Here is a 14,404-nt window from a genome sequence, read left to right as displayed (position 1 = left end):
GGCTTGTGAAGCTTCTGTGCCGAGTCGGAGGGTTGCCCTGGGGCGAGTCAAGAAAAGGCAAAGGAGGGGAGTGCCGATGGCTTGATTCCGCCTTTCCGGTAATCGACGCCGCCCGGCCCGCCAGGTGCCGGTGGCCCCCGCGGACGCCGACCTGTCAGGGATGCGGCGGGCCGGCTCCGCCCCTTTCCGTCATCCGCGCCGCAGCAGCCGGGACGCGCCCGCCGCGACCGTCGTGGCCAATATCCACCCCAGCAGCACCAGGGCCGCGGCCGCCCACTGCCATCCGCCCTCCAGGAGCCAGTAGCCGTCCTGTCCGAGGTCGATCACCGGCACCAGGAGGTCCAGGGAGTACAGCGCGGGATTCCACTCGGGATGCTCGCTCCCCTTGAGCGACTCGGGGCGGTACTGCGAGAAGGCCACCGCCCCCGCGGCCCAGAGCACCGCCATCCAGACCAGGGCACGCCCGGGGCGGTAGCCGTACGCCACCGTCAGGTCCTGCAGGTGGCCCCAGATCCGGCCCGCGAGCGGCAGCGTCTCGCGGCGCCTGCGCTGCTTGGCCAGCAGCACCTCCCGGGCGTCCGCGTCCTCCCCGCAGCTGCGGAGCACCGTGGCCAGGCGCTCGTACGGCTCCGGCACGTACTCCGGTGTCGCGGCCAGCACCCACTCCAGGCGCCTCGAGAGCGGGAAGTGGCCGTACGGGACGAGGTTCTCGTACACGAACCCGCCCATGGCCAGGCCGCCCGGGCCCGGCCAGCTGGCGGCCACGTCGATCAGCGTGACGACCTTCGCGCCGTTCAGCACGACTCGGCCCTCGCGGGGGCGCTCCAGGTTGAACCGCAGCTCGGGGGTGACGATCCTGCGCAGCGACAGCTCCTCGCCGCCGGTCAGCGTGAAACGGGCGCTGTGGAGGTCCACCGCGTCCCCGAAGCGCCCGTCGTCCAGCCGCGCTGCGCCGCGGCACTCGAAGAACTGGGCGCGCGTCCCACGCGCCGGACCGCCGCCGCGCGCGATGCCGTACGGGGGAGTGGTGCCCTGGTTCCCCGTCTCGACACTGACCCACGCCTCCGTCATGTACAGCGTGCGCTCCACGCTCAGCTGCGGGGCGTTCAGCGCCCGGCGGCCGTCCGACGCCCGCAGCCGGCTGCCGCGCAGGCTCAGCGAACCGCCCACCGTCGCCCCGCGAAGACTGAGCTCGCCGCGCGTCTCGATCATCTCGGCCTGGAGGTCCTGCGCCACCGACATCCCGTCGCCGACGAACGAGCGGCCACGCCGGTCCGGCCCGACCCGGATCTGGTTGATCAGCAGGTCCGTGCCGATCTGCGCGTCCGTCAGCCGGATACCCCGCTCCACGCGGCACCTCGGCAGATGGAGATCACCCTCCGTGTGCAGCCGGGCCGCGTCCAGCCTCGGCACCGCGCAGCCCACCATGCGCAACGTCGTGAAATGACACTCGGGCAGCACCACCTCCTGCTCGAAGCGGCACCCCGTCAGCTCGACGTACGGCGAGACACGGCCCCCCGCCAGATCCAGCTTCCCCGTGATGCGGACGCCCCGGAGCTTCAGGGCGGCCACCCGGCCTGGCCGCGCCGACGGCCCGCTCAGCAGCAGCCGCGCCACCGTCCGGGCGCCCACGCTGCGCTCCGGACCCCAGATGTGCGGGGCGAACGGATCGTCGCGTCCCGCGTCGTGCGACCGGAGGTCGTAGGTGGTGCCGTTGCGGAACGACTGCCACATGCCCAGCTCCGCCGCGCTGAGCCCGTCCGGGATCTCGCCGTCCTGCGGTTCGGTCACCGCCGCACCTCCGCCCCGCGCGGCCCGTGCCGCGCCCCGTCCACCCGTTTCATTCCCTCTGTGTGACGACGTGAACGCTAACGGTCAGCAGTGACAGCCGGGACATGTATCAGCCAGTGATACGGGCGACCGGACGCCGGAACCGGTCTGAGAGAATTGCGGTGTGATCTCTCGAATCGATCTGCGCGGCACCGCCCTTCCCGAGGGCGGCGACCTGCGCGACCTGCTGCCCCGTGCCGAGTTCGACGTGGAAGCCGCCCTGGAGACGGTGCGGCCCATCTGCGAGGACGTACGCCATCGTGGCTCGACGGCAGTGATCGAGTGGGGGGAGAAGCTGGACGGCGTACGGCTCGAATCGGTCCGGGTCCCCGCCGAGGCGATCAGCGGAGCCCTGGAGAGCCTCGACCCCGCCGTCCGCGCCGCCCTGGAGGAGTCGATCCGCCGCGCCCGGCTCGTCCACCGCGAGCAGCGCCGCACCACGCACACCACCCAGGTCGTCCCCGGCGGCACCGTCACCGAGAAGTGGGTCCCCGTCGAGCGTGTCGGGCTCTACGTCCCCGGCGGCCGCGCCGTCTACCCGTCCTCCGTCGTGATGAACGTCGTCCCGGCCCAGGAGGCCGGCGTCGAGGGCCTCGCCGTCGCCTCACCGCCGCAGAAGGACTTCGGCGGACTGCCGCACCCCACGATCCTCGCCGCCTGCGCCCTCCTCGGCGTCGACGAGGTCTACGCGGCCGGCGGTGCCCAGGCCGTCGCGATGTTCGCGTACGGCACCGAGGACTGCTCCCCGGTCAACCTGGTCACCGGCCCCGGCAACATCTACGTCGCCGCCGCCAAGCGCCTCCTCAAGGGCCGCATCGGCATCGACGCCGAGGCCGGCCCGACCGAGATCGCGATCCTCGCCGACGCGAGCGCCGACCCCGTGCACGTCGCCGCCGACCTGATCAGCCAGGCGGAGCACGACCCGATGGCCGCAGCCGTCCTGGTCACCGACTCCGAGGAGCTCGCCGCCGCCACCGAGGCCGAGCTGAAGCCCCAGGTCGCCGCGACCAAGCACATCGAGGAGCGCATCGAGCCCGCGCTGGCCGGCCGCCAGTCCGCGATCGTCCTCGTCTCCTCGATCGAGGACGGCCTCAAGGTCGTCGATGCGTACGGCGCCGAACACCTGGAGATCCAGACGGAGAACGCCGCCGCGGTCGCCGGCCGCGTCCGCAACGCCGGCGCGATCTTCGTCGGCCCATGGTCGCCCGTCTCCCTCGGCGACTACTGCGCGGGCTCCAACCACGTCCTGCCCACCGGCGGATGCGCCTGCCACTCCTCGGGCCTGTCCGTCCAGTCCTTCCTGCGCGGCATCCACATCGTCGACTACACCCGTGACGCGCTGGCCGAGGTCACCCACCACGTGGTGACCCTCGCCGAGGCGGAGGACCTCCCCGCCCACGGCGCCGCACTCAAGGCAAGGTTCGGCTGGAAGGTTCCGCAGGCGTGACGAACAGCAGCACCCCCCTGAACGCGTGGGACGCGCTCCCGATCCGCGACGAACTGCGCGGCCAGTCCCCGTACGGGGCGCCCCAGCTCGACGTACCGGTCCGGCTGAACACCAACGAGAACCCGTACCCGCTGCCCGACGCGCTCGTCGAGCGCATCGCCGAACGGGTCCGCGAGGCCGCACGCGACCTCAACCGCTACCCCGACCGCGACGCCGTCGAGCTCCGCACCGAGCTCGCCCGCTACCTCACCCGCACCGCCGGGCACGAGGTCTCCGCCGCCCAGGTCTGGGCGGCCAACGGATCCAACGAGGTCCTCCAGCAACTGCTGCAGACCTTCGGCGGACCCGGGCGGACCGCGATCGGCTTCGAGCCCTCGTACTCCATGCACGCCCTCATCGCGCGCGGCACCGGAACCGGCTGGATCTCCGGGCCCCGCAACGAGGACTTCACCATCGACGTGGAGGCGGCGAAGAAGGCCATCGCCGAGCACCGGCCCGAGGTCGTCTTCATCACCTCGCCGAACAACCCCACCGGCACCGCCGTCGACGCCGGGACCGTCGTCGCGCTGTACGACGCCGCCCAGGCCGCCCGGCCCTCGATGGTCGTCGTCGACGAGGCGTACGGCGAGTTCAGCCACCACCCCTCGCTGCTCCCTCTCATCAAGGGCCGCCCCCACCTGGTGCTCTCCCGCACCATGTCCAAGGCCTTCGGCGCGGCCGGACTGCGCCTGGGCTACCTCGCGGCGGCCGCCGCGGTCGTGGACGCGGTCCAGCTGGTGCGCCTGCCGTACCACCTGTCCTCCGTCACCCAGGCCACCGCGCTCGCCGCCCTGGAGCACACCGATACGCTGCTCGGATACGTCGCCCAGCTCAAGAGCGAGCGCGACCGGCTGGTCGACGGGCTGCGGGAGCTCGGCTTCGCCGTGACCGACTCGGACGCCAACTTCGTCCAGTTCGGCCGCTTCGCCGACAGCCACGCCGCCTGGCAGCAGATCCTCGACCAGGGCGTCCTGGTCCGTGACAACGGCGTACCGGGATGGCTGCGGGTCTCCGCGGGAACCCCGGAAGAGAACGACGCGTTCCTCGATGCGGTACGCGAACTCAAGAAGGAGCACGACGCATGAGCCCCCGCGTAGGCCGCGTGGAACGCACCACGAAGGAAACGTCCGTGCTCGTCGAGATCAACCTCGACGGCACCGGCAAGGTCGACGTCTCCACCGGGGTCGGCTTCTACGACCACATGCTCGACCAGCTCGGCCGCCACGGGCTCTTCGACCTCACGGTCAAGACCGAGGGCGACCTGCACATCGACAGCCACCACACCATCGAGGACACCGCCCTCGCGCTCGGTGCCGCCTTCAAGCAGGCGCTCGGCGACAAGGTCGGGATCTACCGCTTCGGCAACTGCACCGTCCCGCTGGACGAGTCGCTCGCCCAGGTCACCGTCGACCTCTCCGGCCGCCCCTACCTGGTGCACACCGAGCCGGAGAAGATGGCGCCGATGATCGGCGAGTACGACACCACGATGACCCGGCACATCCTGGAGTCCTTCGTCGCCCAGGCGCAGATCGCCCTGCACGTCCACGTCCCGTACGGGCGCAACGCCCACCACATCGTGGAGTGCCAGTTCAAGGCGCTGGCCCGCGCCCTGCGGTACGCCAGTGAGCACGACCCGCGCGCGGCCGGCATCCTCCCCTCCACGAAGGGCGCCCTGTGACCGGCCTCAACACCGTTCTGATCCTCGTCGGCCTCTTCCTGGCCGGCGGGGTCTACTCCTTCTGGAAGCAGGGCATGCCCAAGGGCGTCGTCGTGCTCCTCGGGATCGGCTCCGTGATGTGCCTGGTGGCGGGCGTCATGCGGATCCAGGGACTCTGGGACTGAGGAATCCGTGACTGACAAGAAGAAGGTCGTCGTCTTCGACTACGGCTTCGGCAACGTGCGTTCCGCCGAGCGGGCCCTGGCCCACGTCGGCGCCGACGTGGAGATCACCCGCGACTTCGACACCGCGATGAACGCCGACGGACTGCTCGTCCCCGGCGTCGGCGCCTTCGCCGCGTGCATGGCGGGTCTGAAGCAGGCGCGCGGCGAGTGGATCATCGGCCGCCGGCTCTCCGGCGGCCGTCCCGTCATGGGCATCTGCGTCGGGATGCAGATCCTGTTCGAGCGCGGCATCGAGCACGGCGTCGAGACGGCGGGCCTCGACGAGTGGCCCGGCACCGTCGGACCGCTGAAGGCCGACGTCGTCCCGCACATGGGCTGGAACACCGTCGAAGCCCCCGAGGGATCCCAGCTCTTCGCGGGCCTGGACCCCGAGGCCCGGTACTACTTCGTGCACTCCTACGCGGTGCACGACTGGTCCCTCGAAGTGACCAACGCCAAGATCCGTGCCCCCAGGGTCACCTGGGCCGCACACGGAGAGCGGTTCGTGGCCGCCGTCGAGAACGGCGCGCTGTGGGCCACCCAGTTCCACCCCGAGAAGTCCGGCGATGCCGGCGCCCAGCTGCTGACCAACTGGATCGAGACGCTGTAATGCCGAAGCTTGAACTGCTCCCCGCCGTCGACGTCCGGGACGGACAGGCCGTCCGCCTCGTGCACGGCGAGTCCGGCTCCGAGACCTCCTACGGCTCCCCGCTCGAAGCCGCCCTCGCCTGGCAGAGCTCCGGCGCCGAGTGGCTGCACCTCGTCGACCTGGACGCCGCCTTCGGCACGGGCGACAACCGCGCGCTGATCGCCGAGGTGGCCGGCGCCATGGACATCAAGGTCGAGCTCTCCGGCGGCATCCGTGACGACGCGTCGCTCGCCGCCGCACTCGCCACCGGCTGCCGCCGGGTCAACCTCGGCACCGCCGCCCTGGAGACCCCCGAGTGGGTGGCCAAGGTCATCGCCGAGCACGGCGACAAGATCGCCGTCGGCCTCGACGTCCGGGGCACGACGCTGCGCGGCCGTGGCTGGACCCGCGACGGCGGCGACCTCTACGAGACGCTGGAACGCCTCGACTCCGAGGGCTGCGCCCGCTACGTCGTCACCGACATCGCCAAGGACGGCACGCTGGAGGGCCCCAACCTGGGCCTGCTGCGGGACGTCTGCGCCGCCACCGACCGGCCGGTCGTCGCCTCCGGCGGCGTCTCCTCCCTCGACGACCTGCGCGCGATCTCGCTCCTCGTCCCCGAAGGCGTCGAGGGCGCCATCGTCGGCAAGGCGCTGTACGCCAAGGCGTTCACCCTCGAGGAGGCCCTCAAGGCGGTCGCCGCATGACCGACTCCGTCCGCCGCCTCTCCTCGGACGGCCCCTGGGAGGAGAAGTTCGGCTATTCCCGGGCCGTGGCGCTCCCGAACGGACTCGTCCTCGTCTCCGGCTGCACCTCCGTGGTCAACGGACAGATCTCGGCGGGCGGTCCGTACGAGCAGGCCGTCGCCTCCTTCCAGGCCGCCTTCGACGCGCTGAAGCAGGCGGGCCTCGGCCGCGAGGACGTCGTACGCACCCGGATGTACATCACGCACGCCCGGGACGTCGACGAGGTGGGCCGCGCCCACAAGGAGCTGTTCGACGACGTCCGCCCCGCGGCCTCGATGATCATCGTGTCCGGCTTCGTCGACCCCTCCCTCGTCGTCGAGGTCGAGGTCGAGGCCTACCGGGCAGGTGAGCGATGAGCCTGGCCGTACGCGTCATCCCCTGCCTGGACGTCGACAACGGGCGTGTCGTCAAGGGCGTCAACTTCCAGAACCTCCGCGACGCCGGCGACCCCGTCGAGATGGCCAAGCTCTACGACGCCGAGGGCGCCGACGAGCTGACCTTCCTCGACATCACCGCCTCCAGCGGCGATCGCGAGACGACGTACGACGTGGTGCGCCGCACCGCCGAGCAGGTCTTCATCCCGCTCACCGTGGGCGGCGGGGTCCGCACCCCCGACGACGTCGACAAGCTGCTGAGGGCGGGCGCCGACAAGGTCGGCGTCAACACCGCGGCCATCGCCCGCCCCGACCTGATCCGTGAGATCGCCGAACGGTTCGGCCGGCAGGTGCTCGTGCTCTCCGTCGACGCCCGCCGCACCCCCGAGGGCACCTTCGAGGTGACGACCCACGGCGGACGCAAGGGCACCGGCATCGACGCCGTCGAGTGGGCGCACCGCGCGGCCGAGCTCGGCGCCGGTGAGATCCTGCTCAACTCGATGGACGCCGACGGCACGAAGGACGGCTACGACACCGAGATGATCGAGGCCGTACGCGCCCACGTCACGGTCCCCGTCATCGCCTCCGGCGGCGCGGGCAAGCTCGAGGACTTCGCGCCCGCCGTCGGCGCGGGCGCCGACGCGGTCCTCGCCGCGTCCGTCTTCCACTTCGGCGACCTGCGTATCTCCGAGGTCAAGGGCGCGCTGCGCGAGGCGGGACACCCCGTCCGCTGATCCCGGCGGCGAACGCCGGGGCGGAAGACCGGTGATATCACCGATGTCCGCGCCGGGCCGCAGCCCCCAGAGTGGCGCCGTCAGCCCATGACGGCGCCACCCACGCGGTATCCCCCCGGACCCCAGGACGACGGGCCGTCCGGAGCCGGCGGTGTGGTGCGCCATACCGAGAGGACTCCCTCGTGCAGCAGCACCTCCCCTCCGGCGACACCTCCCCGCGCCGCCACCGGATGTCGAAGAGCCGCTCCCGCACCCTGAAGGGCGCACTGGTGGCCGCCGCGGCGACCACCGGTCTGCTCACCGCCCTCGTCCCCGGTGGCGCCCAGGCCGCCGCCAACCCGTACGAGCGCGGTCCCGCGCCGAGCAACTCCAGCATCGAGGCGCTCCGCGGCCCCTACTCCGTCTCGGACGTCTCCGTGTCCTCGCTCCTGGTCCGGGGCTTCGGCGGGGGCACGATCTACTACCCGACGACCACCTCCGACGGGACGTTCGGCGCCGTCGTCATCTCGCCCGGCTTCACCGCCTACCAGTCGAGCATCGCCTGGCTGGGGGAGCGGCTCGCCTCGCAGGGCTTCGTGGTGTTCACCATCGACACCAACACCACGGTGGACCAGCCGGCCAGCCGCGGTGACCAGCTGCTGGCCGCGCTGGACTACCTCACCGAGGACAGCTCGGTGCGCAGCCGGGTCGACGCCTCCCGGCTCGGCGTGATGGGCCACTCGATGGGCGGCGGCGGCACGCTGGAAGCGGCCAAGGACCGCCCGTCGCTCCAGGCCGCCATCCCGCTGACCGGCTGGAACACCGACAAGACCTGGCCCGAGCTCAAGACCCCGACCCTCGTCATCGGCGCCGACGGCGACACGATCGCCCCCGTCGCCACGCACTCCAAGCCGTTCTACAACTCGCTGCCGGGCTCGCTCGACAAGGCGTACCTGGAGCTGCGCGGGGCCACCCACTTCACCCCGAACACGTCGAACACCACGATCGCGAAGTACAGCATCTCCTGGCTGAAGCGCTTCATCGACAACGACACCCGCTACGAGCAGTTCCTCTGCCCGCTGCCGTCGGCCAGCCTCACGATCGCCGAGTACAAGGGCAACTGCCCGCACACCTCCTGACCACGGGGGAACACCGGGGGCCGGGCCGCGCGTACCGCGGTCCGGCCCCCTTCGCCGTCGTCGAACGGCCGGTCAGTCCCGCGCGAGGAAGGAGCAGATCGCCCCGGCGAACCCGGGATCGCGTACGACCGTCAGATGGTCACCGGGCAGGACCGCGAGCTCCGCCCCGGCGATCGACGACGCGAGCACCTCCGGCCGCGAGGCCAGGGGATCCTCCGCACCGGCGAGAACCAGGGTGGGCACACGTATCCGGTCCAGCGGCAACGCGCCCCGGTGCACCGCCCGTATCTGCGCGGCGAGCGCGAGCCGGTCGGCGCCGACCGCGTCGGCGAGCATCCTGAAGCCCCGGGTCCGCTCCGGCGCGTGCGCCGCGTCCTTCGCGGTCAGCGCCGCCGACACCAGTTCGGGCGGCATGACCCGGGTGTCCAGCCCGCCCACCTCGACGGCCCCCGCGCCGACGCCACCCGCCACCAGACGGCTCACGCGGCTGTCCCGGGCCGTGGCGAGGAGCGCCACCACGGCGCCCATGGAATACCCCGCGACGTCCACCTCGTCCGCGCCGATACGGTCGATCAGCAGACTCACGTCACGGGCCATCAGGGACTCGCCGTACAGGGTGTCGTCGTGCGGCCGGTCCGACTCGCCGTGACCACGGGCGTCCATCGCGTACACCCGGCGTCCCCGTGCCACGAGTGCCTCGACGATCCCGGGCCCCTCCCAGTTCATCCGGGCGTCCGCGGCGAATCCGTGCAGCAGCACCACGGGCGGCAGCGCGGGTTCGGGATCGCGTGACCAGAACCGGTAACGCAGGGTCAAACCGTCATGTGTGCGCAATTCACGAGTCATGCACCGACGCTAGGGGCAGCCGCCGGGGAACGGGCCCGGACTGTGCCCCCGCACACCGGGTCCGCGCTCGCGTTGGGAGCCCGCACCGCTCGGGGCCGTCCGGGAACCGGGAGCGGACGCGAGCCTTCCGACGCTGTTTACGCGGAAGTAACGTGAAAGCGTGACCCCATCGACGACCGTGCACAGTCCGCTCCGGCTGTACGGCCGCAGCGGTGAACTGGCCATCCTGGACACCCTGTCGAGTCGACTGCGGGCGGGTGACGGCGGAGCCCTCGTGCTCACCGCGCCCCCCGGCCTCGGCCGCACCGCCCTGCTGCTGCAGGCGGCCGCCCACTACCGCGCCGGCCACGGCGGCCCCGTGATGTACGCCGCCGCGTCGCCCACCGAGCAACGACTGCCCTACAGCGGGCTCCACGCCCTGCTCTGCGCCGCCCCCGGCCCGCTGCCCCTCGCACCCGACACCGTCCTGCGCTCCGGCATCAGCCCGGGAGAACTCCTCGGCCTGCTCCGGGGCCTGGGGGCCGAACAGCCCCTGCTGGTCTGCGTGGACGACGCGCACGCCTGGGACCCCGACTCCCGTGCGGCGCTGGGCTTCGCCGCACGCAGACTCGGCGCGGGCAGCCGGGTCGCGGTCGTCATCGGCTCCGCCGACGAGACCGTCTTCGCCGGGCTGCCCGCGCTGCGCCTCGGACCGCTCGACGACGACGCGGCCACCGCCTTCCTGGACCGGCTCACCGAGACGACCGCTGAGGTCGACCCCGTGGTCCGCAGCGAACTGCTGCGCGAGGCCGCCGGGAACCCGCGGCTGCTGGCCGGACTCGTCGACCGTCTCACCCCCGGTCAGCTCGCCGGACGCAACGCGCTGCCCTACCCCCTGCCCGGCGCCGAGAGCGTCCTGGACGCCCACGCCGGACACCTCGACGGGCTGTCCCACGACACCCGCACCCTGCTCCTGCTCGCCGCCGCCGCCGAGGAGCACGAGCCGGACGGAGCAGGGGCCGACGCGGCCCTGCTCCTGCGGGCCGGCAGCCGGGCCGGACTGACGGCCGCCCACCTGGACCGCGTGCTGTTCGCCCCCGCCGGGACGGCCGGAGCGCTCCAGCGAGCCGGCAGCCGGGTGCACTTCAGCCACCCGCTGCTGCGCCGGGCGGTCCTGCACCGTGCGCTCCCCGGCCGCCGCAGGGCGGTGCACGAACTGCTCGCCGGGCTGCTCGCCGGGCCCGGTGCCGCGCCGCTGCCCGCCCTCGTCCAACGCGCCTGCGCCGCCACCGGTCCCGACGCGGCCCTCGCCGGGCAACTGGAGGCGGCGGCCGTCGCGCCCCGGCCGCACGGCGAACGCTCCGCCGCTCTCGCCCGTGCCGCCGCGCTCTCCACCGACGACGCCCTGCGCGCCGCACGGTTCGCCGCCGCCGCGGAACAGGCGCGGCTCGCGGGCGACACCGGCCGCGCCCGAGCGATGCTCGCCCGCGTCGGACCCCAGCCGGCCGGAGGCACGGCCCCCTACGTACGCGGCATGCTCGCCCTGCGCGACGGGCCGGTGGCCGACGCCCGCGAGGCACTCCTGAACGCGGCGGAACTCCTCGCCCCGTACGACCCCGCCCTCACCCTGGACGCACTGTTCGGAGCCGCCGAGGCGGCATGGGACATGGGAGATGCGATCGCCTACCTCGACGCGATGAACCGCATCCCCGTCGCGGCGACCGACCGGTCCATGGCGCAGTACCGGGCCGGGATGTGCGCGGTGCTCGCCGGTCACCCCGACCGGGGCCACGCCCTCCTGCGGTGCTGCCTGGACTCCGCGGAGCGCGCCGAGGAAGCCGGCGAACTCCTGCGGGCGGGCGCCGCGGCTCTGGTGCTCGGCGAGGTCGACGCCGCCTGCCGCGCGGGAGCCCGCGCCCTCGCCGCCGTACGCACCCGGGGCCCGGAGGCCCTGTTGCCGCACGCCCTTGAGCAGCTGGCCTACGCCGAACTGCGCGCGGGGCAGCACGCCAGGGCCCGCACCCACGCCCTGGAGGGGCTGCACGCGGCCCGTCGCACCGGGCAGCAGAACTCCGCCACGAACCTGCACGCCGTCCTCGCGCTGGCCGCGTCGGTCGAAGGGCCCGCCGAGGCGTGCTCCGCCCACGCCGACGCCGCTCTCGCCGGAGCCGGGCCGCACGGCCTCACCCAGGCGGCCACGCTCGCCACCTGGGCGGTCGCCCGCGCCGATCTGGCCGCCGGCCGGCCGGGCGAGGCCGCCGCCAGACTGGGCCCCCTGGTCAGACCGGGCCCCGGCACGGGGCACTTCGCCATGCGTATGCTCGCCGTGCCCTGCTACGTCGAGGCGATGGTCCTCTCCGGCCGGGCCGACGAATCCGCAGCCGAACTCGAAGTCGCCGTGCGTGAGTTCGCTCTGTGGACCGCCCGGACCACCGACCCCCAGGTCCCCGCGCAACTGGCCCGCTGCCGCGCTCTGCTGGCCCCGCCCCGGGAAGCCGGAGCCCGCTACGAGGAGGCGCTCGCCCACCACGACCGCGCCGGAGGGGACTTCGAACGTGCCCGCACCCAGCTGCTCCACGGTCAGCTGCTGCGACGGCTGCGCCGAACCCGCGAGGCCCGCGGCCCGCTCCGCGACGCCCTGGTCGCCTTCGAACGCTGCTCCGCCCGCGTCTGGGCCGAGCGGACGGGCGGGGAACTGCGGGCCGCCGGTGAGGCCGTGGACGTACCGGACCAGAGCGGTCCAGGGCCGCTGGCCGGGCTGACCCCGCAGCAGCAGCGGATCGCCCGCTGCGTGGCCGAGGGGGCCACCAACAGGGAGGTGGCGGTGCGGCTCTCGGTGAGCCCGCGGACCGTCGACCACCACCTGCGCAACGTCTTCGCCGCGCTCGGTGTCCGGTCCAGGACCGAACTCGCCAGACTCCTGGACCGCTGAGGCCGCCCCGGCCTGGCGCCGGCCCGCGGATGTCACGGCACCCGCGGGTCACGACTCGCGCACCCGGAGTGCGGCAACGATGCCGGACCGTGATGAGAAGAACCGCGCACACCTCTAGGTACCGACCGGGCGGTATGCCATTCTGCGTCCGTCAGGATCGATCGGTGTGCGTCCGCCCAACGCCGGCGGACGCGCACCGGGGCCGGCCGCGGGACGGCGGCAGGCCGATTCCCGGTGGAGGCCGACATGCCACAGGTCGTACGTTCACGGATCAGAGCGCTGCACGGACCACCCCCCGCGGGACCGGTGCCCTACCGCATCCGGTCGCTGGCCGACTCCGAGGCCGTGGCGGTGCTCCACCGGGCCGCCCGGGTGCTCCTGGAGTCGCTGCCCGAACTCGCGGACCGACTGGTCGAGGCGCTGAGGCAGCAGGAGCCCTCCTACCGGGCCGCTCTGGAGACCGAGCCGGCCCAGATCTGGCAGGAGGTCCACCACTCCCTGCGGAACAACGTCGCCTCCCTCATCCAGCCGCGGGAGTTCCGGGACGCGGCCCACCGCACCTCCCGCTGGATCGGCGAGAGCCGGGCCGAGCAGGGCATCCCCCTCGACGCGGTCCTGCACGCCTTCCGGATGGGCGGCGCGATGGTCTGGCAGGACCTGGTCGACGACACGGCCAGGCGCCACCCGGAGGACACCCCGCTGCTCGTCCACATCGCCGCCGATGTTTGGAACTTCGTCGACGAGCACTGCGGAGTGGTCGCCGAGGCCTACCGGCAGGCCGAACGCCGCCTGGCCTGGCGCCGCGAGAACCAGCAGCGCCTGATGACGGCCGCCCTGCTGGACGGCACCGCCCGCATCGCCGACCTGCCGGACGCCGCCGCCGCGCTGGGGCTGCCGGTCCACGGGCCGTACGCGGTACTCGCGGTCGACGGCGTCAAGACCCCGCACGAGGCCGGCCCGCCGCCGGTGTCCCTGCCCGAGCGGATCCCCGTGCTGTGGCACTCGGCGAACGACGTGGAGCTGGCCGTACTCCCGCTGGGCGCCCTGACCCCGGTGGAGTGCGACCCGCAGGGCGGCGAGGCCGGTACGGCGCCCGGCGACGGGAGCGCACCCGGCCGGGAACTGGCGCTGCTGGCCGAAGAGCTGACCGCGCCTCCGGGCACCCGGGTCGGCGTCAGCTCCGTCGTCAGCGGCCTCGCCTCGGTCGGCGACGCCCGGAGGCTGGCCGAGACCGCCCTGAAGGCCTGCCCCGCCTCCGGAGGCACGGTCCTGCTCGACGAACACCTTCCCGCCGCGCTCGTCGTCACCTCGCCGGGCCTGGGAACCGCTCTCGCCGACCGGGTCCTCGGCCCGCTGGACCGGATCGACCCGGCCGACCGCGACGTACTCATCGAGACGCTGACCGCCTGGCTCGACTCGGACGGCTCGGCCCAGCGGGCGGGAACGAAGCTGTACTGCCACCGCAACACCGTGCTCAACAGGCTCCGCCGCTTCGAGCAGTTGACGGGCCGCTGCCTGACCCGGCCGTCGGACGCGGTCGAGATCTCCCTGGCGCTCGCGGCCAGGCGGTTGCTGGCGCGGTGACCGGGCGCCCCAACGGTCCGTCCCCGGCGCGGGCGGTCAGGGAGCGCCCACCGGCCGTCCGGAGCAGCGCTCCGGGCGGCCGGCGCCGCGGGTGAGCCGCCCACGAGCGCACCGCCGAAGCCGGCCGGGGGCGCGACCCGCGCGTCGCCGCGCCCGCCGCGCACTGTGCGCCCGCACACTTCCGGGCCCCCGCCCCTGTACGGATGCCGCGCCCCCCAACTCCCGTCTGTGCGGCGCGTGTCCACCCTGGTGCCATGGCCCGCATG

General features: G+C 73.3%; 13 protein-coding genes. 11 read left to right on the top strand and 2 right to left on the bottom strand.

From position 1 onward, the window contains the following. Positions 1–189 precede the first annotated feature (189 nt). On the bottom strand, positions 190–1,791 hold the full coding sequence (locus tag ACGFNN_RS26285; RefSeq protein WP_393559472.1) for an oxidoreductase: 1,602 nt from the start codon (positions 1,789–1,791) through the stop codon (positions 190–192). Positions 1,792–1,954: 163 nt separating this feature from the next. Between ACGFNN_RS26285 and hisD the strand changes: the two genes are divergently transcribed. The 9 genes from hisD to ACGFNN_RS26240 all read left to right on the top strand — a co-directional run bounded on the left by hisD (position 1,955) and on the right by ACGFNN_RS26240 (position 8,797). Beyond that, positions 1,955–3,277 (top strand): histidinol dehydrogenase, encoded by a 1,323-nt coding sequence (gene hisD / locus ACGFNN_RS26280; protein ID WP_393559470.1) that lies wholly within the window; start codon positions 1,955–1,957, stop codon positions 3,275–3,277. Next, positions 3,274–4,401 carry a histidinol-phosphate transaminase gene (locus ACGFNN_RS26275; RefSeq protein WP_393559469.1) on the top strand — a complete coding sequence of 376 codons (1,128 nt, stop codon included), beginning with the start codon at positions 3,274–3,276 and terminating at the stop codon, positions 4,399–4,401. The genes hisD and ACGFNN_RS26275 overlap by 4 nt, the downstream gene beginning before the upstream one ends. Then, entirely contained in the window at positions 4,398–4,994 is a 597-nt protein-coding gene (hisB, locus tag ACGFNN_RS26270) for an imidazoleglycerol-phosphate dehydratase HisB (protein WP_362547659.1), read from the top strand. The genes ACGFNN_RS26275 and hisB overlap by 4 nt, the downstream gene beginning before the upstream one ends. Then, positions 4,991–5,158 (top strand): hypothetical protein, encoded by a 168-nt coding sequence (locus tag ACGFNN_RS26265; protein WP_014156783.1) that lies wholly within the window; start codon positions 4,991–4,993, stop codon positions 5,156–5,158. The genes hisB and ACGFNN_RS26265 overlap by 4 nt, the downstream gene beginning before the upstream one ends. 7 nt (positions 5,159–5,165) lie before the next feature. Further along, positions 5,166–5,807 (top strand): imidazole glycerol phosphate synthase subunit HisH, encoded by a 642-nt coding sequence (hisH, locus tag ACGFNN_RS26260; RefSeq protein WP_362547662.1) that lies wholly within the window; start codon positions 5,166–5,168, stop codon positions 5,805–5,807. Beyond that, positions 5,807–6,532 carry a bifunctional 1-(5-phosphoribosyl)-5-((5-phosphoribosylamino)methylideneamino)imidazole-4-carboxamide isomerase/phosphoribosylanthranilate isomerase PriA gene (gene priA / locus ACGFNN_RS26255; RefSeq protein WP_362547665.1) on the top strand — a complete coding sequence of 242 codons (726 nt, stop codon included), beginning with the start codon at positions 5,807–5,809 and terminating at the stop codon, positions 6,530–6,532. The genes hisH and priA overlap by 1 nt, the downstream gene beginning before the upstream one ends. After that, the gene (locus ACGFNN_RS26250; protein ID WP_362547668.1) at positions 6,529–6,927 is read left to right on the top strand and encodes a RidA family protein; all 399 of its coding nucleotides are present in this window, start codon (positions 6,529–6,531) and stop codon (positions 6,925–6,927) included. Before priA ends, ACGFNN_RS26250 begins: the two co-directional genes overlap by 4 nt. Beyond that, complete coding sequence (hisF, locus tag ACGFNN_RS26245) at positions 6,924–7,679, top strand: imidazole glycerol phosphate synthase subunit HisF (RefSeq protein ID WP_393559466.1); 756 nt, start codon at positions 6,924–6,926, stop codon at positions 7,677–7,679. Before ACGFNN_RS26250 ends, hisF begins: the two co-directional genes overlap by 4 nt. 182 nt (positions 7,680–7,861) lie before the next feature. Next, positions 7,862–8,797, top strand: coding sequence for an alpha/beta hydrolase family protein (locus tag ACGFNN_RS26240; protein ID WP_393559465.1), 936 nt, complete (start codon positions 7,862–7,864; stop codon positions 8,795–8,797). Positions 8,798–8,869: 72 nt separating this feature from the next. On the opposite strand, the gene ACGFNN_RS26235 is transcribed toward ACGFNN_RS26240, so the two are convergent. Continuing rightward, a complete protein-coding gene (locus ACGFNN_RS26235; protein ID WP_393559463.1) occupies positions 8,870–9,643 on the bottom strand; it encodes an alpha/beta fold hydrolase in 774 nt (257 codons plus the stop codon). A 160-nt stretch (positions 9,644–9,803) separates the two neighbouring features. Between ACGFNN_RS26235 and ACGFNN_RS26230 the strand changes: the two genes are divergently transcribed. Further along, positions 9,804–12,554, top strand: coding sequence for a LuxR C-terminal-related transcriptional regulator (locus ACGFNN_RS26230; protein WP_393559461.1), 2,751 nt, complete (start codon positions 9,804–9,806; stop codon positions 12,552–12,554). Between the two features lie 246 nt (positions 12,555–12,800). Further along, positions 12,801–14,138 carry a PucR family transcriptional regulator gene (locus ACGFNN_RS26225; RefSeq protein ID WP_393559459.1) on the top strand — a complete coding sequence of 446 codons (1,338 nt, stop codon included), beginning with the start codon at positions 12,801–12,803 and terminating at the stop codon, positions 14,136–14,138. The last annotated feature ends 266 nt before the right edge of the window (positions 14,139–14,404 follow it).

The sequence above is a fragment of the Streptomyces sp. NPDC048590 genome, from assembly GCF_043199535.1.
Taxonomy (GTDB): Bacteria; Actinomycetota; Actinomycetes; order Streptomycetales; family Streptomycetaceae; genus Streptomyces.
This window is presented reverse-complemented; position numbering and strand designations above follow the sequence as displayed.